General features: G+C 60.0%; 24 protein-coding genes. 13 read left to right on the top strand and 11 right to left on the bottom strand.

Features of this window, described 5'->3' with window-relative positions; all coding sequences use genetic code 11:
• Window positions 1–32: 32 nt before the first annotated feature.
• From dksA to VCA57_RS03160, 3 genes are read left to right on the top strand one after another with little or no spacing between them, the layout of a single operon-like run.
• A complete protein-coding gene (gene dksA, locus VCA57_RS03170) occupies window positions 33–446 on the top strand; it encodes an RNA polymerase-binding protein DksA (RefSeq protein WP_411183663.1) in 414 nt (137 codons plus the stop codon).
• A 28-nt stretch (window positions 447–474) separates the two neighbouring features.
• Window positions 475–1,680, top strand: coding sequence for a zinc metallochaperone GTPase ZigA (zigA, locus tag VCA57_RS03165; protein WP_411183509.1), 1,206 nt, complete (start codon window positions 475–477; stop codon window positions 1,678–1,680).
• On the top strand, window positions 1,680–2,324 hold the full coding sequence (locus VCA57_RS03160; RefSeq protein WP_411183508.1) for a DUF1826 domain-containing protein: 645 nt from the start codon (window positions 1,680–1,682) through the stop codon (window positions 2,322–2,324). Before zigA ends, VCA57_RS03160 begins: the two co-directional genes overlap by 1 nt.
• Window positions 2,325–2,513: 189 nt before the next feature.
• Here VCA57_RS03160 and VCA57_RS03155 read toward each other — a convergent pair whose 3' ends face one another.
• Complete coding sequence (locus VCA57_RS03155; RefSeq protein ID WP_411183507.1) at window positions 2,514–2,864, bottom strand: NADH:ubiquinone oxidoreductase; 351 nt, start codon at window positions 2,862–2,864, stop codon at window positions 2,514–2,516.
• A gap of 141 nt (window positions 2,865–3,005) precedes the next feature.
• Between VCA57_RS03155 and VCA57_RS03150 the strand changes: the two genes are divergently transcribed.
• From VCA57_RS03150 to VCA57_RS03140, 3 genes are read left to right on the top strand one after another with little or no spacing between them, the layout of a single operon-like run.
• Window positions 3,006–3,971: a CobW family GTP-binding protein gene (locus VCA57_RS03150; RefSeq protein WP_411183506.1), complete on the top strand. Its 966-nt coding sequence runs from the start codon at window positions 3,006–3,008 to the stop codon at window positions 3,969–3,971.
• 55 nt (window positions 3,972–4,026) lie between these two features.
• Window positions 4,027–4,905 carry an alpha/beta fold hydrolase gene (locus tag VCA57_RS03145; RefSeq protein WP_411183505.1) on the top strand — a complete coding sequence of 293 codons (879 nt, stop codon included), beginning with the start codon at window positions 4,027–4,029 and terminating at the stop codon, window positions 4,903–4,905.
• A gap of 2 nt (window positions 4,906–4,907) precedes the next feature.
• A complete protein-coding gene (locus VCA57_RS03140; protein WP_411183504.1) occupies window positions 4,908–5,261 on the top strand; it encodes a hypothetical protein in 354 nt (117 codons plus the stop codon).
• Window positions 5,262–5,273: 12 nt separating this feature from the next.
• Here the strand turns inward: VCA57_RS03140 and VCA57_RS03135 are convergent, their stop codons facing one another.
• The 3 genes from VCA57_RS03135 to VCA57_RS03125 all read right to left on the bottom strand — a co-directional run bounded on the left by VCA57_RS03135 (window position 5,274) and on the right by VCA57_RS03125 (window position 7,340).
• The gene (locus VCA57_RS03135; protein WP_411183503.1) at window positions 5,274–5,672 is read right to left on the bottom strand and encodes a DUF3301 domain-containing protein; all 399 of its coding nucleotides are present in this window, start codon (window positions 5,670–5,672) and stop codon (window positions 5,274–5,276) included.
• A gap of 80 nt (window positions 5,673–5,752) precedes the next feature.
• Window positions 5,753–6,238, bottom strand: coding sequence for an acyl-CoA thioesterase (locus VCA57_RS03130; RefSeq protein ID WP_411183502.1), 486 nt, complete (start codon window positions 6,236–6,238; stop codon window positions 5,753–5,755).
• 121 nt (window positions 6,239–6,359) lie between these two features.
• The gene (locus VCA57_RS03125; RefSeq protein ID WP_411183501.1) at window positions 6,360–7,340 is read right to left on the bottom strand and encodes an AraC family transcriptional regulator ligand-binding domain-containing protein; all 981 of its coding nucleotides are present in this window, start codon (window positions 7,338–7,340) and stop codon (window positions 6,360–6,362) included.
• A gap of 71 nt (window positions 7,341–7,411) precedes the next feature.
• Between VCA57_RS03125 and VCA57_RS03120 the strand changes: the two genes are divergently transcribed.
• Entirely contained in the window at window positions 7,412–8,269 is an 858-nt protein-coding gene (locus VCA57_RS03120) for a sterol desaturase family protein (protein ID WP_411183500.1), read from the top strand.
• 39 nt (window positions 8,270–8,308) lie between these two features.
• On the opposite strand, the gene VCA57_RS03115 is transcribed toward VCA57_RS03120, so the two are convergent.
• The gene (locus VCA57_RS03115) at window positions 8,309–9,676 is read right to left on the bottom strand and encodes a glutamine synthetase family protein (protein ID WP_411183499.1); all 1,368 of its coding nucleotides are present in this window, start codon (window positions 9,674–9,676) and stop codon (window positions 8,309–8,311) included.
• Window positions 9,677–9,769: 93 nt separating this feature from the next.
• The gene (locus tag VCA57_RS03110) at window positions 9,770–11,167 is read right to left on the bottom strand and encodes an aspartate aminotransferase family protein (RefSeq protein WP_411183498.1); all 1,398 of its coding nucleotides are present in this window, start codon (window positions 11,165–11,167) and stop codon (window positions 9,770–9,772) included.
• A gap of 122 nt (window positions 11,168–11,289) precedes the next feature.
• Here VCA57_RS03110 and VCA57_RS03105 point away from each other — a divergent pair, with 122 nt between their 5' ends.
• Together VCA57_RS03105 and VCA57_RS03100 are read left to right on the top strand one after the other, a co-directional pair.
• A complete protein-coding gene (locus tag VCA57_RS03105; protein ID WP_411183497.1) occupies window positions 11,290–12,060 on the top strand; it encodes an SDR family NAD(P)-dependent oxidoreductase in 771 nt (256 codons plus the stop codon).
• Between the two features lie 211 nt (window positions 12,061–12,271).
• On the top strand, window positions 12,272–12,925 hold the full coding sequence (locus tag VCA57_RS03100) for a GntR family transcriptional regulator (protein ID WP_411183496.1): 654 nt from the start codon (window positions 12,272–12,274) through the stop codon (window positions 12,923–12,925).
• Between the two features lie 27 nt (window positions 12,926–12,952).
• On the opposite strand, the gene VCA57_RS03095 is transcribed toward VCA57_RS03100, so the two are convergent.
• Window positions 12,953–13,363, bottom strand: a complete 411-nt coding sequence (locus VCA57_RS03095; protein ID WP_411183495.1) for an SMI1/KNR4 family protein — start codon at window positions 13,361–13,363, stop codon at window positions 12,953–12,955.
• Between the two features lie 284 nt (window positions 13,364–13,647).
• Here VCA57_RS03095 and VCA57_RS03090 point away from each other — a divergent pair, with 284 nt between their 5' ends.
• A complete protein-coding gene (locus VCA57_RS03090; protein ID WP_411183494.1) occupies window positions 13,648–14,241 on the top strand; it encodes a hypothetical protein in 594 nt (197 codons plus the stop codon).
• A gap of 31 nt (window positions 14,242–14,272) precedes the next feature.
• Here VCA57_RS03090 and VCA57_RS03085 read toward each other — a convergent pair whose 3' ends face one another.
• The 4 genes from VCA57_RS03085 to uvrD form a co-directional block, all read right to left on the bottom strand.
• Window positions 14,273–14,641, bottom strand: a complete 369-nt coding sequence (locus tag VCA57_RS03085) for a VOC family protein (protein ID WP_411183493.1) — start codon at window positions 14,639–14,641, stop codon at window positions 14,273–14,275.
• Window positions 14,642–14,782: 141 nt separating this feature from the next.
• Window positions 14,783–15,622 carry a Tim44 domain-containing protein gene (locus VCA57_RS03080; protein WP_411183492.1) on the bottom strand — a complete coding sequence of 280 codons (840 nt, stop codon included), beginning with the start codon at window positions 15,620–15,622 and terminating at the stop codon, window positions 14,783–14,785.
• A gap of 178 nt (window positions 15,623–15,800) precedes the next feature.
• Window positions 15,801–16,934 carry a TRAP transporter substrate-binding protein gene (locus VCA57_RS03075; RefSeq protein WP_411183491.1) on the bottom strand — a complete coding sequence of 378 codons (1,134 nt, stop codon included), beginning with the start codon at window positions 16,932–16,934 and terminating at the stop codon, window positions 15,801–15,803.
• Between the two features lie 30 nt (window positions 16,935–16,964).
• Window positions 16,965–19,154 (bottom strand): DNA helicase II, encoded by a 2,190-nt coding sequence (gene uvrD, locus VCA57_RS03070; protein WP_411183490.1) that lies wholly within the window; start codon window positions 19,152–19,154, stop codon window positions 16,965–16,967.
• Between the two features lie 233 nt (window positions 19,155–19,387).
• Here uvrD and VCA57_RS03065 point away from each other — a divergent pair, with 233 nt between their 5' ends.
• The 3 genes from VCA57_RS03065 to VCA57_RS03055 all read left to right on the top strand — a co-directional run bounded on the left by VCA57_RS03065 (window position 19,388) and on the right by VCA57_RS03055 (window position 24,006).
• Entirely contained in the window at window positions 19,388–22,276 is a 2,889-nt protein-coding gene (locus tag VCA57_RS03065) for a putative bifunctional diguanylate cyclase/phosphodiesterase (RefSeq protein WP_411183489.1), read from the top strand.
• Window positions 22,277–22,401: 125 nt separating this feature from the next.
• Window positions 22,402–22,914, top strand: a complete 513-nt coding sequence (locus VCA57_RS03060) for an RNA polymerase sigma factor (RefSeq protein ID WP_411183488.1) — start codon at window positions 22,402–22,404, stop codon at window positions 22,912–22,914.
• 114 nt (window positions 22,915–23,028) lie between these two features.
• Entirely contained in the window at window positions 23,029–24,006 is a 978-nt protein-coding gene (locus VCA57_RS03055; protein WP_411183487.1) for a FecR family protein, read from the top strand.
• The last annotated feature ends 199 nt before the right edge of the window (window positions 24,007–24,205 follow it).

The following is a 24,205-nucleotide window of genomic DNA, read 5'->3' as shown; positions in this document are numbered from 1 at the left end:
TAAAACAAGCCAGCCGATTTGCCATGATCCCGATGACTGTACTTACCCAAGACGAGCTGCTAGCCCAGCCGGCCGACGCGTACATGAGCGACACCCAGCAGCAGTTCTTCCGCCAGCTGTTGCTGGCTCAACGTGCCGAACTGCAGGCGCGCATCGACGACGAATTCACCGAGCTACGCCAGCCTGACAGCAGCAGCGATGTGGCCGACATCGGTGCTGCCGAGGAGCAACGCCAGTGGCAGCTGCGCTTGCTAGAGCGGGAAAAGAAGCTGCTCGACAAGATCGACCAGGCCCTCGACCGCCTGGCACGCGGCGAGTACGGCTGGTGCCGCGATACCGGCGAGCCCATCGGCCTTAAACGCCTGTTGCTGCGGCCCACTGCCAGCCTGTGCATCGAGGCGAAAGAGCGCGAAGAACAGCGCGAACGCCACCAACGCCCCGTGTAACCCCTGATTCCGTGATGAGGAACCCACCATGTCCAACCGCCTTCCCGTAACTGTGTTGTCCGGCTTTCTCGGTGCCGGCAAAAGCACTTTGCTCAACGCTATCTTGAAAAATCGCCAAGGCTTGAAAGTGGCGGTAATTGTTAACGATATGAGCGAGATCAATATCGATGGCAGCGAAGTTCAGCGTGATGTCAGCCTGAACCGTGCCGAAGAAAAGCTCGTGGAAATGAGCAACGGCTGCATCTGCTGCACCCTGCGTGAAGACTTGCTGGAGGAGGTTGGCCGTCTGGCGCGTGATGGTCGTTTCGATTATTTGCTGATCGAGTCGACGGGTATCAGCGAGCCACTGCCGGTGGCCGAGACCTTTACCTTCCGTGGCGAAGACGGTCAGAGCCTGGCCGATGTGGCGCGCCTGGACACCATGGTCACGGTGGTCGATGGGGTGAACTTTCTGCGCGACTTTCATCAGGCCGAGAGCCTGGCCAGCCGTGGCGAAACCCTTGGCGAAGAGGACGAACGTGCAATCACCGATCTGTTGATTGAGCAGGTTGAGTTCGCCGATGTGATTCTGGTTAGCAAGATCGACCTGATCAGTAGCCACGAGCGTGAAGAGCTGATGGCCATTTTGCGTGGCCTGAATACCCATGCTGAAATCCTGCCGATGGCCATGGGCGCAGTGCCCCTGGAGAAAATCCTCAACACTGGCCGCTTCGATTTCGAGCGCGCCGCCCAGGCACCAGGTTGGCTCAAGGAGCTGCGTGGCGAGCACATTCCCGAGACCGAGGAATACGGCATTGCTTCAAGCGCTTACCGTGCGCGTCGGCCGTTTCACCCGCAGCGCTTCTTCGGCTTTATCAACCGTGAGTGGAGCAACGGCCGCCTGCTGCGCAGCAAGGGGTTTTTCTGGCTGGCCAGCAAGTACCAGGAGGCCGGCAGTTGGTCGCAGGCTGGCGGCTTGATGCGCCATGGTTTTGCCGGGCGCTGGTGGCGTTTTGTGCCCAAGTCGCAGTGGCCGCAGGACGATGAAGGCCTGCAGACGATCATGAAAAACTGGCAAACGCAGACCGGCGATTGCCGCCAGGAACTGGTGTTTATCGGCCAGAACATCGACTTTGCCCAACTGACCCGCGAGCTGGATGCCTGCCTGCTGACCGATGCGGAAATGGCTCTGGGCACAGACGCCTGGCAGGCGCTGCCAGACCCATTCGGCCCTTGGCACGAGGAGGCCGCCTGATGCTTGCGCCGCTACTGCGTCAACCGATACGCCAGGTTAATAGTGAGCAGATTGAGGTCCTTGGCGAGGTGCTGCGTGATGAGGTCAACCTGGCTGTTTGGCAGCGTCAGTTGCCGGCGCAGATCAGCGATTTCGCCACGGCACTGCTGGCGCAGGGCGAGCCACTGGCACAAACCATCGTGCTTGAATTGGCCAACGCGGACAGCCCGATAAACCTCAGCGGCCTGGTGGACAGTTACAGTGATCTGCCGGGGCAGACGGCTTTTCTGCAGGACTTGAGTTGGTTGGTCGGTGCCTTTGTTTGCCTGTTTGATGCCAAGCGCATTGGCCTGCGTTTGCGCATTCTCGATAAGGCTATGTGTCCGCGCTTTCACGTCGATCACGTGCCCGTCAGGCTGATCACCAGCTACGCCGGGGCGGGCAGCGAGTGGCTGGCTGAGGGCGTGATGGCGCGGCGGCGTCTGGGCGATCCGACGGCCGAGCCAAGCGATGCGGCGCAGATTGAGCGCGCCAAGGCGGGTCATGTGCTGCTGGCCAAGGGTGAGAAATGGATCGGCAATGAAGGCGCTGGCCTGATTCACCGTTCGCCGCAACCACCAGCCGGTGAGCGGCGGCTGTTATTGACCCTAGATTGGCTGGCCTAGCGGCAACAGACCCTAAATACCAGGCAAAAAAATAGGCTGCGATTTAGCAGCCTAAATACTAGAAAGGCATGCCAGCGTGTGGTCCGGCATGCAAGGGGAGACCCTGAGACCACTTGAACACAGACACGGTGACGCTTTGATGACCGTGCATGTCTGTCGCGTAACTAATGGTTTATGCGCAACTGGCGGTTAGCGCGCCATCCACACGCCCTTGCTCTGTTTCTCGCAGAAGGGCTTGAGGTAGTTGGCATCGTTAGCCACGCCGTAATAGTGAATATCTTGTTTGTAGAAACCGCCCACCGTGGCGTTGCGGCACACACCGAATGCGCCGGTTGGGCATTGCTCGACGAAGTCCACTGCAACCTTCTGGCCTTTCATTTGTGGCTGGCAGAAACCGCTACGGAACAGGTTGGGCGGGATGCTGCGGTTTTGCTGGCAAACCTTGACGTCCAGGCGCTCGGCCTGGCTATGCACCACGCAGGCCTCACCCCAGGCCAGGCCGGACAGCGTAAACAGGCTCAGCAGCAAAAAAGCGCGCATCAATTGACCCTCGAAAAATATGCCGGCGACTCTAGCATGCTGTTTTGATTTGGTCTGCGTGGGCCGCGACTAGCGGCGGGGCAGGGTTAGAATGGCCACCGCAAAAATCTTCTTATCGATGAGCAGTGGCAAACGCCGATCATGCTGAAAAATATCCCCACCCATGTGATTGCCGGGCCGCTCGGTGCTGGCAAGACCAGCTTGATTCGTGACTTGCTGGGGCAACGGCCGGCGCATGAGCGTTGGGCGGTGTTGATCAATGAATTCGGTTTGGTTGGCCTCGACGCTGCCTTGCTGACCCGCGATGACGACGGCATCACCATGGGCGAAGTGGCGGGCGGCTGCCTGTGCTGCGTCAACGGCGTGCCGTTTCAAGTTGGCCTGAGCCGGCTGCTGCGCCAGGCCAAACCGCATCGTTTGCTGATTGAGCCGTCTGGCCTTGGCCATCCCCTGCAATTGCTCGCGCAGTTGCGTGAAGCGCCCTGGGCGGGCGTGTTGGCGGTGCAGGAGCCGCTGCTGGTGCTCGATGCCCAAGCGCTGGCCGCTGGCGAAGCCTTGCCGGAGAGCCAGCAGGCGACGCTGAGCCATGCTGGGTTGATCCTGCTGAATAAAGCCGAAGGGTTGGATGATGCGACCAAGGCTCGCATTCAAGCGCAGCTGCCAGCACGGCCGATTTACTGGACCCGTCAGGGTGCACTGCCACTGGTAGAACTGCCCGGCTTTAGCACCCAGGCCGATAGCGGCGGCACGCTGGATAACCTGCCCACGGCCGCTGCGCCATTAGCGCAACTGTGGCGCAGCGCGCATGAGCCCATTTGCCAGGTGCAGCAACAGGCCGAAGGCTGGAGCATCGGCTGGCGCTGGCACCCCAGCCAGCAGTTTGAGTTGCTGCGCGTGCAACAGTGGCTCAGTAGCCTGCCTTGGCGTCGCGCCAAGCTGGTGCTGCAAACCAATGCCGGCTGGTTGTCAGCCAATGCCTTGCATGGCCAGGCCCTGCACTGGCAAAACAGCGAATGGCGCAAGGATTCGCGCTTGGAACTGATCTTTTCTGAGGTGCAGAACATGGCCGAGCTGCAAGCCGCGTTTGCCGCGTGCCGCTTGCCATGAGTGAAAGGCCTGCCGGTGTTGATAAACTGCGCGCACTTTTTTCCGGATAACTACCATGCAACTGCTTCCCTGGTCCCATGACTGCTCTGCCGGTTTTACCCTGCGCGGTTGGCACACGCCGCCTTCAGGCAAGCCGGTGCTGCATTTTTTGCACGGTAACGGCTATTGCGGACGGGTTTATACGCCGTTGCTGCAGCTGCTCAGCGAGGATTTCGATCTGTGGCTGTGTGATGCTCAGGGCCATGGTGAGAGTGACCACGGCGGACGATTCCATGGCTGGAATCGCAATGCCGAGATGGCGGTGGAAGCCTTTGCCGCAGGGCGCGAGCGCTTTGCCGATGCGCCGGTGTTTGCCATGGGGCACAGTTTTGGCGGGGTGCTGACCAGCTTGATCCTGGCGCGCCATCCCGAGCTGTTCCAGCGTGCGGTGTTGCTCGACCCGGTGCTGTTTAGTCCGGCGATGATTGGTGTGTTTGCGCTGTCTGATGTGGTCGGTTTGAGCCGGCGTACTGCCCAGGCTAGCAAGGCGTTGAAGCGCCGCAGCCACTGGCCTGATCGCACAACAGCACATGCGGCCTTGCACGGTCGGGGGATGTTTCGCGGCTGGACCGAAGAAGCCTTTAGTGCCTATATCCAGCACGCGCTAAAAGACAGTGAGAAGGGTGTTGAGCTGAAATGCCGACCAAGCCGTGAGGCGGATATTTTCAGCTCCATGCCCAAACGCCTATGGCCGTCGCTGGGCAAGGTGACAACGCCGACCCAGGTGCTTTACGGCCAACGCAGTTATCCCTTTGTGGCCAAATCGGTGGCACGTTGGTGTGCCAGCAATGGCCATGTCAGTGCCCAGGTGGTGGCGGGCGGGCATTGTTTTATGCAAGAGCAACCGGCCGAAAGCGCCGCCCGCGTGGCGCACTTTCTGTTGCAGCGCGATTAGTAATGAGCCCCCGCGAGGCAGTCTGGCTGGCGCTTTCCGAGCTATGGCTGGACACAACGCTGGATGACTCGGACTTACGGCATATCGCCGCCCGGCTACGCGCCAGTGGTTTGAGTCGAGATGAGTTGCAGCATATCTACTGCTATGAAGTGGCGCCGCAGGTCTGGCATAACCACTGGACGGTCGCTGGGGTGTGGGACGCTTTTGAGCCGCACTGGCTGTTGGCGGGATGCCGGCGTCATCAGCAAGGCGGGCGTTGGCATCGGTTGAAGTGCCGTCTGTTGCATCGCCCGATGACCTACGCCTGTGACGCGCAATGGCAGCAGGTGTTGGTTTATCTGGCGGCTCCGGCCTGAGCTTCGTTGGTTTTAATGGCGCGTGTGGTCATCTGAGTTGAGGTGCCGGCTGCGCCACTGCTGCATTTCGATCACTTGCGCGCTGGGCTGCGGTTCGCGAGTAGGGTGGGGCGCTAGTTCAATGCGGCCCAGCTGTTTGCCAAACAGGGTGATGCTGCCGGCATGCCGCTGCTCGCCGGTAACCGTGAACTCGAAGCCATACACCCGCGCCAGACGTTTGTGCCCGCGTGCATCAGGCAGCAGGGTGAGCCGGCGCAGGGCGACATTTTCATCGAGCAATTCGATGTCGGATTTGGCGCAATGTTGTTTCACCAAACCCAGCGCGTGTTCACGCAGGCCATGGGCGTGCCACAGCCAGGCGCAGGCAGTGGCGAAGAGCATCAGCAGGAATACATCGAAGAGATCGAACATGGTGGCTCCAGCAACAGAGGGCAGAGCTTAACCGGATGTTCGCCTCGTCGCCCAGTTGGTCGAGGCGCAGGCCGGTATGCTTAGTGTTCCGCTGCGTTAAGCGCTTGGTAACGCTGCTGCAGTTCGTGGCGAATTTGCCGGCGTTGTAGGCCTTGGCGTTGCCGGCGCAAACCGTCCGGGGTGTCGGCTGCGAGAGGCGGAACCGTCACGGGGTTACTGTGCTCATCGACGGCCACCATGGTGAAGAAGCAGCTGTTGGTATGGCGCACCGAACGCTCGCGGATGTTCTCGGTGACCACCTTGATACCGACCTCCATGGAGGTGCGCCCGGTGTAGTTGACCGAGGCGAGGAAGGTGACCAACTCGCCGACATTGATCGGCTCGCGGAAAATCACCTGATCCACCGACAGCGTCACCACATAACAACCGGCATAGCGGCTGGCGCAGGCGTAGGCGACTTCATCAAGGTATTTGAGCAGGGTGCCGCCATGAACCTTGCCGGAAAAGTTGGCCATATCCGGGGTCATTAGGACAGTCATCGTCAGCTGGGCGGTTCCGGGTTGCATAAAGGGCTCTGTGGCTGGTTGATACAGGCAGTGGGAGATATTGACGTGCTGTGCGTTGAATACGGTACTGGTTGGGCTAAACGATAAGCAAGCGCTGTAAGGTCTTTGCCTGTGCTTGGTATTACCCCGTGCTGGTTTGCCAACGTTTACGCGCATGCAAGTAGGCAGCGCTGTCGGCGTAGCCAAGTTGCTCTGCAATTTGGCTGCTGTTCATGCTTTGTAGCTGCAGGCTTTGTTCCAGCTCGCTGCGCACGCTGTCGAGCACTTCGCGAAAACCCAGCCCTTGTTCCTGCAAGCGCCTGCGCAGGGTGCGCGGGCTCTGATGCAGGGCATCGGCGGCAGCTTCCAGGCTGGGTGGGCGCTGCTGCTGTAAATCCTGGCGCACCTGTGTGGCCACTTGTGCAGCCCAGCCGTTGAGATGTTGCAGGCGGGCCATGCGGCGATCTAAGCCCTCACGCAGCAATTCAACCAGTACCGGATGATGCTGACGCATGGGCAGCGTCAGGCAGGCGGTATCCAGGTAGAGACGGTTGTGTGCTGCATTGAATCGCACCGATGGGCCGAACCATTGCGCGTACTGCGTGTGGTAGGCCGGCCGCGCATGGCGGAACTCACCGCTCATTGCACTGAGGGCGATGCCAGCACCTTCACGCAGTACGCTGGTAGCCATCACCGAATAATGTTCGACCAGATAGCGTTCAAGCTCGCTGGGAGCATCTATTACTAGGTCGATGGCGATGCGCTCGCCTTCATGTGTTACGCGCACCTGTTCCATGTCTGAAGCCAGGCGTGCATAGCGCTGCCAATGTTGCAGGGCTTCGCCCACGTTGCTGCTGACCTGAGCCAGGTGCAGTAACACATGCCAATCCGCCGGCGTGAATTCGGCAAACAGGTGCAGGCCAATAGCTGGGTCGAGCTCGGCCGCTTGTTGCCAGAGGTTTTCCAGTCGGGCCAGGCTGTATTCCTGTTGCGGCCGTTGCTGGCTTAGATAGCGCTGCAGCACTTGCCCTAGAGCCCCGCGATGCACACGCAGGGTATTGGATGTAGCTGCCGAGCCTGGACGCTTGGCCGTTTCGGGTGGGTTGTTGTCCATTTCGCGCATGGTGGCTGTCACCAGATTGGCTTTTGATACAGGCAACCCGGGCGAACCGGGATTTCTAATAAGAGGTTGCCATGAACCCTAATGCCTTAGCCAATAATCCCATTATCGTAATCAGCCTGATCTTTCTCGGCTTTATCTTGCTGGAGCTAGCCGTAGGCTGTTTTCGCCAGCCTCGTGGCCAGCGGCGTGATGTGCTGATCGAAATTATCGGCTCCAGCCTGCTGTTGGGCGTTACTTTCCCACTGGTTATGGGGCTGACCAACGTCGCGTTGGGTCACTGGCTGCCCGATTGGCGTGGGGCCCTGGCTGGTTTGCCGTTTGTTGCTGGTTTTGCTCTGTTTCTGCTGTTTGATGATATGACCCAATACTGGTGGCACCGGCTCAGCCACAAGGTGCCGTTTCTCTACAGCCTGCACCGCGCGCACCATTCTGCGCCGTATATGAGCATCCGTATCGTCTACCGCAACAACAGTTTTTACTATTTATTGATGCCCGGTATCTGGTTCTCGGCAGCGCTGATTTACCTGGGGTTGTCTGAAGTCTACTACGTGTATCTGATTATCAAGATGAGCGTGATATTCAGTGCCCACAGCAGTGTGGCCTGGGATGAAAAGCTCTATCGCATCCCCGCATTACGGCCCTTGATGTGGCTACTGGAGCGCAGTATTTCCACCCCGGCCACCCACTCTGCCCACCATGGGCTGAATGCCGAGGACGGCGTGACTAACTACAAAGGTAATTTCGGTAATTTGCTGTTCTTCTGGGACGTGTTGTTTGGCAGCGCCAAGATCACCCGTCGCCGTCCAGAGCAGTTCGGCATCGAGAACCTGAAGCCCGTGAGCTGGCAGCATGAGGTGTTCTGGCCGCTGGTGCGTCAACCGGTGGTGCAGGCTGAGCCAGAGGAAACGGCCAAGGAGTTGGCCCAGTGAGCGTGAGCATCATCCGGGCTGCCTTTGGCCTGCTACGGGTCAGGCGTGGGTCAGGTACCAGCGCCAGTCCTGCTCGCCGACTTCGCCCATAAACTGGCGGAATTCATTCCACTTGATTGCCAGGAACACCTTGAGGAATTCCTCGCCCAGCGCGTCTTTGGCCCACGCCGAGTTTTCCAGGGCGCGCAGGGCGGTCAGCCAATCTGTGGGCAGCGTTTCGCGGGCTTGCTCGTAGCCGTTGCCGATGATTTCTTCGCCCGGGTCGATCTGGTTTTTGATGCCGTGGTGGATGCCGGAGAGGATTGCCGCTGCAGCCAAATAGGGGTTGGCGTCAGCGCCGCAGATGCGGTGCTCAACGTGCCGGCTCTTGGCCGGGCCACCGGGCACGCGGAAGGACACGGTGCGGTTGTTCACCCCCCAGCTCTTGGCCAGTGGCGCGTAGCTGTTGGCCTGGAAGCGGCGGTAGGAGTTGGCATTGGGGCAGAAGATCGCCAGCGCATCGTTGAGCGTGGCCATCATGCCGCCGATGGCATGTTTGAGCAGCGGTGTACCGTGCGGGTCTTCACTGGCCATCAGGTTGTTGCCGTTTTCATCCGCCAAACTCACATGCATGTGCATACCGCTGCCAGCCTGATCGCCGAATGGCTTGGCCATAAAGCAGGCCTGCAGCCCGTGTTTGTTGGCCACACCCTTGACCAGGCGCTTGTAGCGCACGCCTTCATCCACGGCTTGCAGGGCGTCGAAGCGGTGCTCCAGGGTCAGCTCGACCTGGCCCGGCGCGTACTCGGAAATCGCCGTGCGTACGGGTAGGCCCTGTACTTCGCAAGCGCTGTAGAGGTCGTCGAGGAACGGTTGCAGCTGCTCCAGCTCGTACACGCCATACACCTGCGGCGCTTGCGGGCGCACGCCGTTGGCTTGCAATGCGGGTTGCGGCCGGCCATTGGCATCACGGTTTTTATCCAGCAGGTAGAACTCCAGCTCCACCGCCATTACTGGGTGGTAGCCGTCGGCCTTCAGCCGGTCGATGGCGCGGATCAGCACATGCCGTGGATCAGCCGGCGCAGCGGGCAGGCCTTGGGTCGGGTGCATGCTTACCTGCAACTGGCCGGTCGGTGTGCTACGCCAGGGTTGCAGGGTCAGGCTGCCGGGGATTGGGTAAGTCCAGCAGTCGGCGTCGGCCACTTCCCAGACCAGACCGCTTTCTTCCACGTCCTCGCCCTGGATAGTCAGTGCAAGGATTGAGCTGGGCAGCGGTCGGCCGTTCTCGTAGATGGCCAGCAGCTCGTCGCGGTGCAGCAGCTTGCCGCGTGGTATGCCGTTGGCGTCGATCAGCATCAGCTCAATCAAGCGCACTTCGGGGTGTGTGGCGAGGAAGTCGTGGGCTTCCTGAATATCGGCGTATTGCATGGCGCTTCTCACTGTGTGTCGTTATCTCGTGGGAGGAGCTTTAGCGGCGATTGTCGCGGCTGAAGCCCATCCCACGGGTCGTAGGATGTGCTTTTATTCGCGGGCGTCGGGGATGGCCAGCAGCTCGGTCAGGGCCTGGTCGAGCATGCTGATCAACTTATCCACATCGTCCGCCGTGGTGCTTGGGCAGCACAGGGTCATGTTGTGGAACGGGGTGATCAGGATGCCGCGGTTGATCAGGTACAGGTGCAGGGCCATCTGCAGTTCATCGTGAAATGCCGCTTCAGCCTCGGCACCGGTCTTCGGTGACACCGGGCAGAACTGGAATTCGCTGCGCGCGCCCAGCTCGGTCACCGACCACTTCAGCTCATGCTTGCCGATCAGCGTGCGGAAGCCATCGGCCAGGCGTTTGGCCAGCGGTAGCATGTGGTCGTAGGCGGCCTCGGTCATCACCTGTTCCAGGTTGGCGCGCATGCAGTGCATGGCCAGGGCGTTGGCCGACAGTGTGGTGCCCATGCCGCTGTGGCCATGGCCATGGCCGTGGCTGTTTTCGCTGGCGCGTTGGCGCGCGGCAGTCATGGCTTCGGCCATCGCTGCGCTGCAGCCAAAGATGCCGCACGGCACGCCGCCGGCAATCGGTTTACCCACCACGAAAAAGTCCGGTTCGAGGTTCCACAGCTTGGTGCAGCCACCCATGTCGGTGGAGATGGTGTGGGTCTCGTCGATGATCAGCAGCGCGCCGTATTTGTGTGTGAGTTCGCGGCATTTCTGCATAAAGCCCGGCTCGGGCAGAACCATGCCGATATTGGTCATCGCGGGTTCACAGATTAGGGCGCAGACATCGCCTTGGGCTAGCGCGGCTTCCAGTGCGACGACATCGTTGAACGGGATCGAGCGGCTGTGCTGGGTCAGGTCATAGGCTTGGCCGAGCAGACCAGAGCGCGGCACGGTTTCGCCATCGATGCAGCGCACCATCACATCATCCACGGTGCCGTGGTAGCAGCCGTCGAATACCAGCAGGGTTTTGCGCTCGGTAATCGCGCGGGCCCAGCGCAGCACGTAGCGGTTGGAGTCGGTGGCGGTGGCCGTGACCTGCCAGAACGGCAGGCCGAAACGCGCGGCCAGCAGCTCGCCGCAGACTACGGCGTCTTCACCCGGCAGCATGGTGGTCAGGCCGTTATTGCCTTGCTCGGCAATGGCCTTGGCGATCGGGTCCGGCGAGTGGCCAAACATGGTGCCGGTGTCGCCCAGGCAAAAATCGATGTATTCGTGGCCGTCGACGTCATAGAAGCGTGCGCCCTTGGCACGCTCGACGAACAGCGGCACCGGCGTCGACCAGTCGGCCATCCAGTGCATCGGCACGCCGCCGTAGAGCGAGTTGCGCGCCCGTTCGGCTAGGGCCACGGATTTTGGATTGCGCGCGATAAAACGCTCACGCTCGCGCTGGGCGAATGCTTCTACGGCGGATGGGCTGATACCACTGGCAGTCATGTTGAACACCTCGTTCGAATATCTGCACATGCTATTTTGTGATCACAGAAAACTCAAGCATTGGTTTAATCAGGCTTTATTGCTAGATTAACTCCATATTTGTGATCACAGGATGTTGAGGAATGGTCTTTGAACAGCAAGTCGCGCTGATCAGCGGTGCGGGCAGTGAATCGGGTATTGGTCTGGCGATTGCCCGCCGTTTGGGTCGTGCCGGTGCGCGGGTGCTGCTGACCGCCAGCAGTACGCGGGTCGAGCTACGTGCCGCTGAACTCTGTGCAGAAGGTATAGACGCACGCGCCAAGGCGGCGGACCTGACCGATGAGCAGCAGGTCGGCGAATTGCTCGACTGGGCGCAGGCGCAGTGGGGGCAGATCGACATTCTGGTGAACAACGCCGGCATGGCCATGCAAGGCAGCCCCGAGCCGTTCGCCGAGTTAGCGGATATGGACCTGGTGACCTGGAACTTGTCTATCGCGCGCAACCTCGGCACTGCATTTCTGCTCACCCGCGCGGTGCTGCCGGGCATGCGTGCGCGTGGCTACGGGCGCATCGTCAATATCAGTTCGACCACCGGCACCCGTGGTAGCAACCCTGGTGAGGCGGCCTACAGCGCAGCCAAGGCTGGCATGCTCGGCCTGAGCATGGGCCTGGCGCTGGAAGTAGCCAAGCAGGGCATCACGGTCAACAGCGTGGCACCGGGTTGGATTGCTACGGGTTCCAGCACCGAGGAAGAGCGCCATGCCGCCGAGTACACCCCTATGCGCCGCGCCGGACGGCCTGAAGAAGTGGCAGCGGCGGTGGCCTTTTTGGCATCGCGCGAGGCCAGCTATATCACCGGCGAAGTTATCGTGGTCGATGGTGGTAACTGCCTGATCGAAAACAAAGCCCCCTGAGCGTTTCTGCGTCGCTCAGGTGTTGTTGCAGGGATACTCGAAAATGCCCATTGACTGCAGTCAACTGCGCTTTTCAAGCCCCCTTGCGCCTAGCCAGTCTCTCGCAGAACCACTTAGATCAATTTGCTTAACTTCGGAGAACCCTATGCATAACTGCTCGCTGACCCTCGCCCAACTCCCTGCACCGCCGGCACAAGGACGCTGCTGAACCATGGCCGACAATCTGCAGGATCAGCTCTACCAACGTATTCGTGAAGGCCTGCTGGCTGGGCGCTTCCAGCCGGGCGAGCGTTTGAAAATCCGCGACCTGGCGGCCGAGTGGGGCACCAGCCCGATGCCGGTACGCGCAGCGTTACAGCGTCTGGTGGCCGAGGGCGCGTTGGAAGGCGAGCCGCAGCGCTCGGTGCGCGTACCGCCGATGACCCGCGAGCGTTACCAGCATATCTTTCAGGTACGCATGGGCCTCGAAGGCTTGGCTGTTGAGCTGGCCACACCGCGCCTGACCCCCGCCGATCTAGATGAGCTGCGTGACTGTGTGGCGCGCATGGATCAGGCCATCGAGCAGCGGCAGATCCAGGCCTATCTGGATGCCAACAGCCAGTACCACCTGCGCCTCTACAGCGCCTGCGGCAACCCTGTGCTGCTGCGCAGCATCGAATCGCTGTGGCTGCAGATCGGGCCATTTTTCAACAGATTATTCACCGGCGCAGACCTGTCGCTGCGCCTCAATGACTTCCACGAGGAGGCCTTTGCCGCCATCGAAGCTGGCGACGGCAAAGCTGCGCGCCAAGCCATGGAGCAAGACCTGCTCTACTTCGCGCGCTTTCTGCTTAATCTGTTGGACTTGGAGCAGGGCCAGCACTAAAGGTGCTGAGCGTGGTTGCCCAGCGTTTTAGCTCTCCAGCCACACATCACGCACCCAATGCCAGACGGATTCCCAGGTTTCGTCTTCATTGATTTCAGTGGTGTCGGCTTCCCACAGCAGCACGGTGCCGTCTTCTTCGACCACGTAGTAGTTGCCGTGGTCTTCGCACAGCGGCACGAACTCGCGCGGCACGCCGAGTGACCAGGCGGTGGCGGCGACTTCGGGCAGGTAGGTGTGCGATTGCGGGTCGCTGGCGGTTACCGGCTCAAGGCGGCCGTACACCACGTCGCTGGCTTGCAGCAGGTATTCGCGCAGGCCGAATGGCAGGTGAATAAGGATCTGTTCCTGGATTTCCACCAGCACTTCTTCTTCCGGAAGTTCCAGCGGCACCGGCACGGGTTCGTTGAGTTCGCGCAGTTGTTCGATGACTTCTTCCACGGGGCCTGCCTCTTTATTTACGGTTACGGGTAATGCGGCAGCGTCTTATACCGTAGAACCTATCTCGGATCTGCTGCGCGTCTGCTCACTGGGGTTAAAAATGCCATTGGGCTGTTTATTTACCGCCTCGTAAACCCCGCGGCCTCAACTATTTTCATAGTGTCTCGTTTTAGTTTGTTGGGGCTGAAACAGGTTGTGGAGGTATTCACGCAAACGGCTGGCAAAGTGCTATCGTTCTGCCTGGTAGTGCGTCAATTAATTAACGTCATAAAAATGGTCTTTCTATGAAAAGCCAAGCGCAAGAGCCCGAAGATGGTGTCCTCAGTGAGGAAGAGCGCCTGCAGGTGCTGACCAAGGCAGGTAAGCGCAATCGCCTATTTATCCTGGCCTTGGCCGGGGTGTTAGGCCCGTTAATGCTGGTTTCGGTCGGGCTGAATATCTACAGCGTATTCAGCCCCGGTGATCAGCCGCGTATCCAGGCGCTGGAAAAACAGGTGGTGCAGCTTGAGCAGCAACTGTCAGAGCAGCAGATCGCGCTAAACAATCAGGAAGAGTTGTTGGCCAGTCAGCAGGCGTCAAAGCTGACGGGTTTGTTTGAGCGGGTGGAGAACCCCGATAGCATTGCTCAGGTGAGTAAGGTGTTGCAGGCCCAGGAGCGCGATTACCAGCAGGTGATGCAGGGCTTGAAGGCCGGCATGCTGGATTTGGCGAATATGTTGCCGGGTTCGCGCAGTTGGCTGGCCTATTACAACGAAATGATTGACCGCGCCCAGCTCAACAGCCGTAAGCGCATTGAGGAAATCCAGGCCTGGAGTGATAAGGCCCAGCAGCCTGCGCCGGCGGCTAAGCCGCCGGGCAAGGCTGTCGACTCGCCCTGACAGGCCGTCTTCCAACGGCCTGCAAATACCTTCAGCCCATATGGTAGAAGGCAAGCTTATTGCCATCTAAATCACGGAAGTAGGCGCCGTAGAAGCCAGGAATGCGTTCACCGGGCTCTCCTTCGCTGCTCGCGCCTAGCTCGATTGCCTTGGCGTAGAGTTTGTCCACACCTTCGCGGGAGCCGGCGGGCAAGGCCACCATGTTGCCGTTACCAGGGTTTGGCGCTTGTGTGTCGTAAGGCAGGCAGACGCCGAACATTGGCTGACCTTTGGCGATACCGTAAAGGGCGAGGCGGCCCATATCCATCACCACTTTGGCGCCCATTTCAGCGAGCAAAGGCGTGTAGAAAGACTTGGCTTTTTCCATGTCAGTGGTGCCAACCGTTGTGTATCCGATCATTGTTCAGTCCTCGTGGTGGTAAATCGCATTGGTAGTTTGCAGCTTGGCCCTTGTGGGCATTAGGCGCTAGCTCATGCGTTTGCTGAATGATGGGCAAAGAAAACCCGGGCATGCCCGGGTTTCTTGGTGTTGCAGCAGTTATTAGCTGTTCTGGCGGATACCGGCGACCAGCCATGGCTGGTTGTCACCAGCGGCACGCTCCATGCGCCAGCTTTCGCTGAAGACTTCACCCTGGTCAAAGCGCGAGGTCTTGGCCACGCCAGTGAAGGTCAGGGTGGCGACGGTTTTGTCGCTGAGGTCATCGACGCCGTCCAACTGCGCGTCGAGGTTGTCGACGTAGGTGGACTGGAAGCCATCACCCAAATCGGCACGTTCGCGACTGAGGAACTCGAGCATTTGCGGGGTGACGAACTCGGCGATCTTGTCCATTTCGTTGGCATCCCAGTGCTGTTGCAAGCTGAGGAAGTGCTCACGACCGGCGCTGATAAAGCTCTGCTCGTTGAACCAGGCCGGGGCGTTGATCACCGGCTTGATGGCTGCAGCACTGCTACTGCCAAAGATCGACGCTGGAGCGCTGGGCATTTCACGCTGCATGGGTGCGCCATTGGCCGCGGCCGGGCTGGCCTGCTGACGACGGGCGGCGAGGAAGCGGAACAGCAGGAAGGCGATCAGGCCGAAGATCAGCATGTCCATGACCTGCAGGCCTTGGAAGCCGTCACCCATAAACATCGACGCCAGCAAACCACCGGCGGCGAGGCCGGCCAATGGGCCTAACCAACGTGATGCACCGCTGGTTGCTGCCGCTTGACGGCCTGCGCTTGCCGGGGCTGCCGATTGCTGAGCTGGTGCTTGGCGGGTTTGGTGGCTTGGTGCGGAGCCAAAGGATTTGCTGCCACCAAAGCGCTTGGCTTCGGCATGGAAACTCATGGTGAGGCCAAGGCTGAGGCACATGGCCAGGGCGATGCTGAGGAAACGCTGCATGTTTGGCTGTCTCTTGGTTATTTGATCTACGCGCGGCATCTTGCCCGGCGAGGCTAGCGCTGGCTAGGCATAGAATGTTTCTGGCTTTTGCCTTGCGCGGTCGCGCTGTTCTGGCGTGGGCTAAAAACGACAAACGGAACCCTGGGGTTCCGTTTGTAAGGCGTTGGTTAAAGCAGCATCAGCGCCAGTTGTACAGCTCCTTCTCGGAGAGCTGGTGCATCTGGCTGACTTGCGCCTGGAAGGCTTGCATTGAGGCCCAGATACGGCCGTTCAACTCGCTCTGTGCGGCCAGATCGTCGAGCACCACGGCGCTTTCACGGTGCAGGGCAGCCAGGACCTCGTCGGGGAAGCGCTTGAGCTGAGTGCCTTGCTGCTTCAGCTCTTCCAAGGCGATGGCGTTGTGGTAGACGTAGTCATCCAGCATGTCTTGGTTTGCGGCGCGGCTGGCCTCGGTGAGAATCGCCTGTAAGTCGGCCGGTAGGCTGTCATAGGCCTTCTGGTTGACCAGCAGTTCGAGCACGGCCTGGGGCTCCTGCCAGCCCGGGTAGTAATAGAATTTGGCCGCTTTATTCAGGCCGAAAGCCAGGTCGTTGTAAGGGCTAACCCAGTCGCTGGCATCGATAGCATTGGTCTGCAGCGCGGTGAACACTTCGCCGCCGGGCAGGTTAACGGTGGTGGCGCCAAGCTTGCTCAGCACTTCGCCGCCCAGGCCGGGCATGCGAATTTTCAGGCCTTTGAGGTCATCCAGGGAGTTGATTTCTTTGTTGTACCAGCCGCCCATCTGCATGCCGGTGTTGCCCACAACCATGGGTTTTACGCCATACGGCGCATAGGCTTCCTCCCACAGCGCTTGGCCGCCGCCCTTGCTCAGCCAGGCGTTCATTTCCGATGTAGACAGGCCGAACGGTACGGCGGTAAAGAACTGCGCGGCTGGAACCTTGCCCTTCCAGTAGTACGCTGCGCCATGACCCAGCTCGGCGGTGCCGCGCGACACGGTGTCGAATACTTCCAGCGGCGGCACCAGTTCGCCACCGGCATACACCTTGATGGTCAGGCGGCCGTTGCTCATGGTTTTGACCCGCTCGGCCAAACGCTCGGCGGCAGTGCCCAGGCCTGGGTAGTTTTTCGGCCAGGCGGTGACCATCTTCCAGTGGAAGCTTTCTGCGGCAGGCGATCCTGTGGCAGGCACTCCTGCGGCAGGCGTTTCTGCAGCAGATTTTGCTGTGGTCTGCGGGGCGGTTTCTTCCTTGCAGGCACTCAGGCCGAGGGCGGCGAGCAGGGCGCTGGCAAGCAGCAGAGGGCGGCGAATCATGTGGGCTCCTGGTTATGTGTACGCGGTTGGTTACAGCGCCTGCAGCTTGGCGTAGCTGAGCATCAGCCACTTGCTGCCTTCGTTCTCGAAATTCACCTGCACCCGTGCCTGCGCGCCGGAGCCTTCGAAGTTGAGGATGGTGCCCTCGCCGAACAGCGAATGCTGCACGCGCTGGCCGAGGTTGAAGCCGGTGTCAGGCACGGCACTGCCAGCGAACAGGTTGTCGCCGCCCATGTTGCGGCTGACCGCGCCAAAGGGTCGACTGACGCTGTTGCTCAGGCGTACTTCCTGAATCAGTTGTGGCGGAATCTCGCGCACGAAGCGCGACACCTTGTTATAGGTTTCGCTGCCATACAGGCGGCGGGTTTCTGCGTAGGTAATCACCAGTTGGGTCATGGCGCGGGTGATGCCGACGTAGGCCAGGCGGCGCTCCTCTTCCAAGCGGCCCGGCTCTTCCAGGCTCATCTTGTGCGGGAACAAGCCCTCTTCCATGCCCACCAGGAATACGTGGGGGAACTCCAGACCTTTGGCGCTGTGCAGGGTCATCAGTTGGATGCTGTCTTCGTTTTCCGCTGCCTGGGTGTCGCCGGCTTCCAGCGAGGCGTGGGTCAGGAACGCCTGCAGGGGCGTCATGTCCTCGCCTTCGTCGTTATCGAAGGTGCGCGCGGCGCTGACCAGCTCTTCCAGGTTTTCTACGCGGGCCTGGCCTTTCTCGCCTTTCTCGGCCTTGTGGTAAGCAATCAGCCCGCTTTGCTCGATTACCGTCTGTGTCATCAGGTGCAGGGGCATGTCCAGCACCTTGGCGGACAGGTTATTGATCAGTTCAATAAACCCGGCTAGGGCCCCTGAGGCGCGTGCCGGCAGGGTTTTCGCGGCGACCATCAGGTGCAAGGCACCCCACATTGAAACGTCATTGGCACGTGCGTACTCGCGGATCGCCTCAATGCTTTTCTCACCAATACCGCGCGCCGGCACGTTGATGATACGTTCCAGTGCAGGGTCATTACCGCGGCCATCGAGCAGGCGCAAGTAAGCCATGGCGTTTTTGATTTCGGCGCGCTCGAAGAAGCGCTGACCGCCATAGATGCGATAGGGAATTTTCTCGCGCAGCAGGGCTTCTTCGAGCACCCGCGACTGGGCGTTGGAGCGATACAGGATGGCGATTTCGCTGCGCTTGAGGCCGTCTTTGCGCAGCGCGTCCTCGATGGTTTCCACCACGTAACGCGCTTCGTCGTGTTCGTTGAACGCGGCGTACAGGTTGATCGGCTCGCCGTCACCAACATCGGTGCGCAACTCCTTGCCGAGGCGGCCCTGGTTGTTGGCGATCAGGGCGTTGGCGGCGTTGAGGATGTTGGCGGTGGAGCGGTAGTTCTGCTCCAAGCGGATGATTTCCGCTCCGGCGAAATCGCTGTCGAACTGCTGAATGTTCTCGATTTTCGCTCCGCGCCAGCCGTAGATCGACTGGTCGTCGTCGCCGACCACCATCAGACTTTCGCCGCCCTTGGCGAGAAAGCGCAGCCAGGCGTATTGCACTGCGTTGGTGTCCTGGAACTCGTCGACGAGGATATGCCGGAAGCGCCGCTGGTAATGCTCCAGCAGGCCCGGCTTGTCGCGCCACAGATCGAGGGCGCGCAGCAGCAGCTCGGAGAAATCGATCACTCCAGCGCGGGCACAGGCAGCCTCGTAGCCTTCGTAGATTTTCAGCATGGTGGCCAGGAACAGGTCACCGCCGGGCTGAATGTTCTTCGGCCGCAAGCCTTCATCTTTCTGCCCATTGATAAACCACTGCGCCTGCTTGGGCGGCCAGCGCTGTTCATCCAGGCCCAGCTCGCGGATTACTCGTTTGACGATGCGCTGCTGATCATCGGAATCGAGAATCTGGAAGTTCTCCGCCAGCCCGGCTTCCTGCCAATGCGCGCGCAGCAGGCGATGGGCCAGGCCGTGGAAGGTGCCCACCCACATGCCGGCCGGGCTCTGCCCAAGCACGTCTTCGATGCGGTGGCGCATCTCGGCGGCAGCCTTGTTAGTAAACGTCACCGACAGGATGCTGTGTGGTGAGACGTCCAGCCGCTGAATCAGAAAGGCAATACGGTGCACCAGCACGCGGGTCTTGCCGGAGCCGGCACCGGCCAGCACCAACTGATGACCAGGCGGCGTGGTGACCGCATGGTGCTGGGCAGGGTTGAGAGAGGTGAGTCGCTGATCGAGGTCATTTTGCATCGCGGCATTCTAGGGGGCTGCGCGAGGCAGGGCAAACCAGGCAGAGCCTTGATTGTTGCACTTGCTGGGATCGGACGACTGGCGAGTCAGCTCGGTGGGCGCAGATAGGCGTTGGCTGGGCTGATCAAAAGTTAGGGGCTTGTGGTGTTATTTAATCGGCGTGCGGCTTGGGCGATGCGTCTAGCTCGCGTATGCTGCCCGACGTTTAGGCAACCATTACAAGAAAATCGCCTATGACCGCATCGACTTCATTTGCTGCTGCAGATGGTATTAAGCCGACTTCCGGGCGGGAGGTGGCTCAGCTATTTGCCGCAGATATCGCCGCCGAACGCATGCGCATGCTCTATCAGGGCTCGCAGGTGCCGGCCTTGTTTATGCTGCTTAGCGGCGTGGCGTGTGCGTTCCTACTATGGGATACGCTGCTGCCACTGTTGTTGGTCAGCTGGTCGACCTGGCTGTTGATTCTCGCTGTGCTGCGCATCGTACAGGTGCGTGCCTTCAATCAGGCGTTGCCCAGCCATCAGCTCGAACGCCATTGGTGGTACCTGTTCCTGCTGGGTGCTGGCGCATCTGGATTGACTCTGGCGTTTGCGGTCATCGCGTTGGTGCCGTCCGATGTGTTCTACCTGCAGGCGCTGGTCTACGGCCTGATTGCCGCGGTGATTCTCTCTGCCAGCGTGGCGTATGCCATCAGTTTTACCGCCTTCCTCAGTTTTGCCTTGCCCTGCCTGCTGCCCTCGGTGGGCTACCTGCTGCTCAGCGATAATTCCCTGCAGCAGGGCTGGGGCATGCTCGGCAGTATCCTGCTGTTGGCTTTATCGGTGGTGGCTTGGCAAGTCAATCGTCTGGTGCAGCGCAGCTTATTGCAGCGCTTTCAGAATCAGGCGCTGATCAGCAATCTGGAGTACGCCAAGTTGCAGGCCGAAGGCCTCAACATCGAACTGGCGCGCGAGGTGGAACAGCGTCGGCGTGCCGAGCGCGAGTTACGCCAAGCCCATAGCGAACTGGAAATGCGCGTGGCCGAGCGCACCCTTGAGTTGGATGAAACCACCTTCGCCCTGAGCAAGAGCCGTGCGCGCCTAACCCTGGCGATTGAGGCCAGTGAGTTGGGGCTGTGGGACTGGAACCTGCAAAGTGATGAGGTGCACCACTCGCGGCTCAAGGAAATCTTTGGCCTGGAGCCACATGAAGTGCAGGTGATGTTGCGCGACCTCAAGCCGCGCCTGCACCCGGATGATCTGCCAGTCCTGCGCCGTGCCCTGATTGAGCACATGAAGGGTCGCAGCGACGACTACCAAGTGGAATACCGTATCAAGCATGCCCAGGGCCATTGGGTGTGGATCGAAGACCATGGCCGTGCGGTTGAGCGCGACAGCGCGGGGCGGGTGCTGCGCATGCTCGGTACGCGCCGCGACATCAGCGCGCGCAAGCTCCAGGAAGAGCAGCAGCAACTGGCCGCCACCGTGTTTGAAGCCGCCAGTGAAGGCATTGTGATTCTCGATCCGCACTACCGCATGCTGTCGGTCAATCAGGCGTTTAGTGATGTCACCGGGTATCGCCAAGAGGATGTAGTTGGTAAGAGCGTGATCAACCTGGCCAGCAGTGGCGACAGTCGCCAGCAATACCAGATGATCCGCCAGGAGCTGGAAAAGACTGGCTCCTGGCGTGGTGAGCTGATTGAAACGCGCAAGAACGGCGAGCTTTACCCGCAGTGGCTGCAACTCAACGTAGTGCGCGATAACCAGGGAAATGTCAGTCATATTGTCGGCTTCTTCGCCGATTTGTCATCAAGGCGCGAGGCCGAAGAGCGTTTGCGCTACCTGTCGCACTATGACGAACTAACCGGTTTGGCCAACCGCAGCTTGTTCAAAGAGCGCCTGCATGAAGCCAGCCAGCGCTCACGGCAAACTGGCCGCAGCATTGCCCTGCTGCATGTCGATCTGGACCGCTTCAAACTGCTTAACGACAGCCTCGGCCATGAAGTGGCTGACCAATTACTGCGTCAAATCAGTCGCCGTCTGACCCAGGCCGTACCGGAGGCCGATACGCTGGCGCGGCTGTCCAGCGACGAATTCGCCATTCTTATCGACTCCTACGCCAGCCTTTCCAGCTTGGCGCGCTTGGCTAGCCGGTTGCTTAGCAAACTGCGTGTACCGATTGTCGTGGGCGGGCATGAATTGGTGATCAGCGCATCCCTCGGTATCAGCTTGCTGCCTGACAACGCCCGGGAGATTTCCGCCCTGGTCAGCCAGGCCAACATGGCCATGCAGCATGCCAAGCACCTAGGCGGTAATACCTTCCAGTTCTTCACCGATAACCTGCAGGCCTGCACTCTGGAGCGCTTGCAGTTGGAGAACCAGCTGCGCAAAGGCATCCAGGACGGCCAGCTAGAAGTGTTCTACCAGCCCAAGCTGTGCCTGGCTGATGACAGCCTCAACGCCGCCGAGGCGCTGGTGCGCTGGCGTCACCCAGAGCTGGGCCTGGTGCCGCCGAACGATTTTATCGGCCTAGCCGAAGAGACCGGGCTTATCAGTGCCATCGGCGAATTCGTCCTGCGCCAAGCCTGCATGCAGGCCCGTGCCTGGCAACTACAAGGGCTGACGCAGATTCGGGTGTCGGTAAACCTGTCTGTGCATCAACTGCGTCAGGGCAATCTACTCAGCCTGGTGCGCCAGGTACTTGATGAAACGGGCCTGGCCGCGCAATTCCTTGAGCTGGAACTGACCGAAAGCCAACTGCTGGACAATGTCGACAGCGTGATCAGCACCTTCCGCCAGCTACGTGAGCTAGGGGTCAAGCTGGCCATCGACGACTTCGGCACCGGCTACTCCTCGCTCAGCTACCTCAAACGCTTCCCGGTGGATTACGTGAAGATCGACCAAACCTTTATCCGCGACCTCACCCCAGGCAGCGAAGATGCCGCGATCACCCGCGCGATCATCGCCATGGCCCATAGCCTGGAACTCAAAGTAGTCGCCGAAGGCGTGGAAACCCAGTCGCAGATGGACTTCCTCAAGAGCCAGCGTTGTGACGAAATCCAGGGCTACTTAATCAGCAAACCGGTGCCGGCTCAGCAGTTTGCACAGCTGTTGCGCGAGCAGGCCAGTGGTCTGTTGGTATAAGGGGCAGCACCTTGCTGCGGCTGTTACAGGCGTGATGCTCTCGGCTGCTGTTCTTTCCTAATTGAAACTTATTCTCAATAAAAATAAGATGCGGCTTCCTTTCGGCCATGACCAGGGATGCTCGCTTGTCGGACTTGGACATCAAGGGCCTGTTCCAACAACACGCCAAAACCCTGCAGCACTTCTTGTTGCGCAAGAGCCGCGACCCGCAATTGGCTGCCGATCTGACCCAGGAGAGCTTCCTGCGGCTGGCTGAGCAGCGCGGCGGCGAAGGCATCGACAACTCACCGGCTTACCTCTACCGCACGGCGAGTAACCTGCTAATCGACCACCAGCGACAGCAGGTGCGGCGCAAAACCGACCTGGCGTCCCACGATATGATGGCGGCGGTGGAGTCGGGCAGTAGTTCGCTGGAGGACATCACCGCGGCACGCCAGACTGTTGAGCGGCTGCAGCAGGCTATCGGCGAACTGCCACTGCGCACGCAGGATATCTTCCGCCTCAATCGTATTGAGGGCATGACCCATGCCCAGGTAGCTCGTGAGCTGGGTATTTCCGACAGTTCGGTGCAGAAGCATCTTGCCCGTGCGCTGGCTCATGTAATGGAGCGGCAGATCGAGGCTGGAGAGCAACAGTGAGTGTGAGTTACGGTAAAACCGGCCGTTACGCGTCATTACCTGAGATGTGGCTATGTTATCGGGGGGACTTTGCCCCGCCACGTCTCTACCTATAACGAGAATCGAGAGTTGAGCGTGATTAGCCAAGATCCGCATGAGCGGAGAGTTCGTGAGGCAGCCGCCGAGTGGGCGATTCTGCTGAGTGAAGGTGAGCTGGACACGGGCCGTGACGAGGCCCTGCAACAATGGTTGCGGGCCGATCCGCGACATGCCGAGGCGCTGTCTTTTGCACAGCGTACTTGGGCTGCTTTGGGCGCGTTACCAGCCGAGCGTAAACCGTCTGCCCGGCGAGCACCTCCGGCACCAGGCGCGCAGTCGGTTCCGCTCGCTGCGCGGCATAAGGCCAGGTTGCGACGTTGGGGCGCGGCGGCTTGTTTGGCGTTGCTGCTCGGCGGCTTCGGTCTGAGTCAGAGCGAACAGCTGCTGCTGCCGCTACAAGCTGATTACCGCACTTCACTTGGAGAGGTGCGCAACGTGACTCTGGCCGACGGCAGCGAAGTCACCTTGGATAGCGCCAGTGCTATCCGCCTCGACTACTCTCCCGAGCAGCGCCGGGTTGAACTGCTCGCAGGGCGCGCGATCTTCCAGGTCGCGCCGCAAGCCGAAAGACCATTTGTCGTGGCTACCTCTGGTGCTACAGCGCAAGCCTTGGGCACTCGTTTTATCGTGCGCCGCGAGGACGATAGGCAGGCTTGGATCGGTGTGCTAGAGCATGCAGTACAGGTCAATGCTGCTGGCCAGGAAAGACGTTTGGAAGAGGGTGATAGCGTGCGCTATGGCGCTGCTGGTATCACCCCTCAGCAGGTTGACCTGCAGCGCGCCACGAGTTGGCAGCGCGGCTTGCTGGTGTTTGATCGGGTGCCGCTGGCGCAGGTTGTCGAACAGCTCAACCGCTATCGCTCAGGGCATATTCTGATTGCGAATGATGAGCTGGCCCGGCGTGAAGTCAGCGGGGTGTTTCGTCTCAATGACTTGGACAATGCGCTGTCCACCCTGATCCGCGAAATGCAGCTGCAGCATACGCAATGGCTTTCTCTGAGCCTGATCTACTGATTCCGACGGGTTGCCGTGACGCGGCTAAAAAACATTTCACATTGGCTTACTGACTTTCTCTAGGTCGCACGTCTTGTTCGTAGTGATATTCATTACCAATAAGGCAGCCTGGAGTCAGTCGTGCATTATCGAAAGTCCGTAGTAGTACCCGCCTTTTGCCGTATCACACCGTCGGCCCTGCTCAGCAGTGTCGCTTTAG

It is taken from the genome of Pseudomonas sp. (assembly GCF_046581935.1).
Lineage (GTDB): Bacteria > Pseudomonadota > Gammaproteobacteria > Pseudomonadales > Pseudomonadaceae > Aquipseudomonas.
This window is presented reverse-complemented; position numbering and strand designations above follow the sequence as displayed.

Excerpts from the sequence above, each read along its gene's own strand:
- VCA57_RS03125 (WP_411183501.1), bottom strand. The coding sequence starts at position 7,340 with ATGCGCGAAATGGACAACAACCCACCCGAAACGGCCAAGCGTCCAGGC.
- VCA57_RS03150 (WP_411183506.1), top strand. The coding sequence starts at position 3,006 with ATGCTGAAAAATATCCCCACCCATGTGATTGCCGGGCCGCTCGGTGCT.
- VCA57_RS03155 (WP_411183507.1), bottom strand. The coding sequence starts at position 2,864 with ATGCGCGCTTTTTTGCTGCTGAGCCTGTTTACGCTGTCCGGCCTGGCC.
- VCA57_RS03145 (WP_411183505.1), top strand. The coding sequence starts at position 4,027 with ATGCAACTGCTTCCCTGGTCCCATGACTGCTCTGCCGGTTTTACCCTG.
- VCA57_RS03160 (WP_411183508.1), top strand. The coding sequence starts at position 1,680 with ATGCTTGCGCCGCTACTGCGTCAACCGATACGCCAGGTTAATAGTGAG.
- uvrD (WP_411183490.1), bottom strand. The coding sequence starts at position 19,154 with ATGCAAAATGACCTCGATCAGCGACTCACCTCTCTCAACCCTGCCCAG.
- VCA57_RS03085 (WP_411183493.1), bottom strand. The coding sequence starts at position 14,641 with ATGATCGGATACACAACGGTTGGCACCACTGACATGGAAAAAGCCAAG.
- VCA57_RS03135 (WP_411183503.1), bottom strand. The coding sequence starts at position 5,672 with ATGTTCGATCTCTTCGATGTATTCCTGCTGATGCTCTTCGCCACTGCC.
- VCA57_RS03105 (WP_411183497.1), top strand. The coding sequence starts at position 11,290 with ATGGTCTTTGAACAGCAAGTCGCGCTGATCAGCGGTGCGGGCAGTGAA.
- VCA57_RS03065 (WP_411183489.1), top strand. The coding sequence starts at position 19,388 with ATGACCGCATCGACTTCATTTGCTGCTGCAGATGGTATTAAGCCGACT.
- VCA57_RS03110 (WP_411183498.1), bottom strand. The coding sequence starts at position 11,167 with ATGACTGCCAGTGGTATCAGCCCATCCGCCGTAGAAGCATTCGCCCAG.
- VCA57_RS03075 (WP_411183491.1), bottom strand. The coding sequence starts at position 16,934 with ATGATTCGCCGCCCTCTGCTGCTTGCCAGCGCCCTGCTCGCCGCCCTC.
- VCA57_RS03080 (WP_411183492.1), bottom strand. The coding sequence starts at position 15,622 with ATGCAGCGTTTCCTCAGCATCGCCCTGGCCATGTGCCTCAGCCTTGGC.
- VCA57_RS03130 (WP_411183502.1), bottom strand. The coding sequence starts at position 6,238 with ATGCAACCCGGAACCGCCCAGCTGACGATGACTGTCCTAATGACCCCG.
- VCA57_RS03115 (WP_411183499.1), bottom strand. The coding sequence starts at position 9,676 with ATGCAATACGCCGATATTCAGGAAGCCCACGACTTCCTCGCCACACAC.
- VCA57_RS03090 (WP_411183494.1), top strand. The coding sequence starts at position 13,648 with ATGAAAAGCCAAGCGCAAGAGCCCGAAGATGGTGTCCTCAGTGAGGAA.
- VCA57_RS03100 (WP_411183496.1), top strand. The coding sequence starts at position 12,272 with ATGGCCGACAATCTGCAGGATCAGCTCTACCAACGTATTCGTGAAGGC.
- VCA57_RS03120 (WP_411183500.1), top strand. The coding sequence starts at position 7,412 with ATGAACCCTAATGCCTTAGCCAATAATCCCATTATCGTAATCAGCCTG.
- dksA (WP_411183663.1), top strand. The coding sequence starts at position 33 with ATGACTGTACTTACCCAAGACGAGCTGCTAGCCCAGCCGGCCGACGCG.
- zigA (WP_411183509.1), top strand. The coding sequence starts at position 475 with ATGTCCAACCGCCTTCCCGTAACTGTGTTGTCCGGCTTTCTCGGTGCC.
- VCA57_RS03140 (WP_411183504.1), top strand. The coding sequence starts at position 4,908 with ATGAGCCCCCGCGAGGCAGTCTGGCTGGCGCTTTCCGAGCTATGGCTG.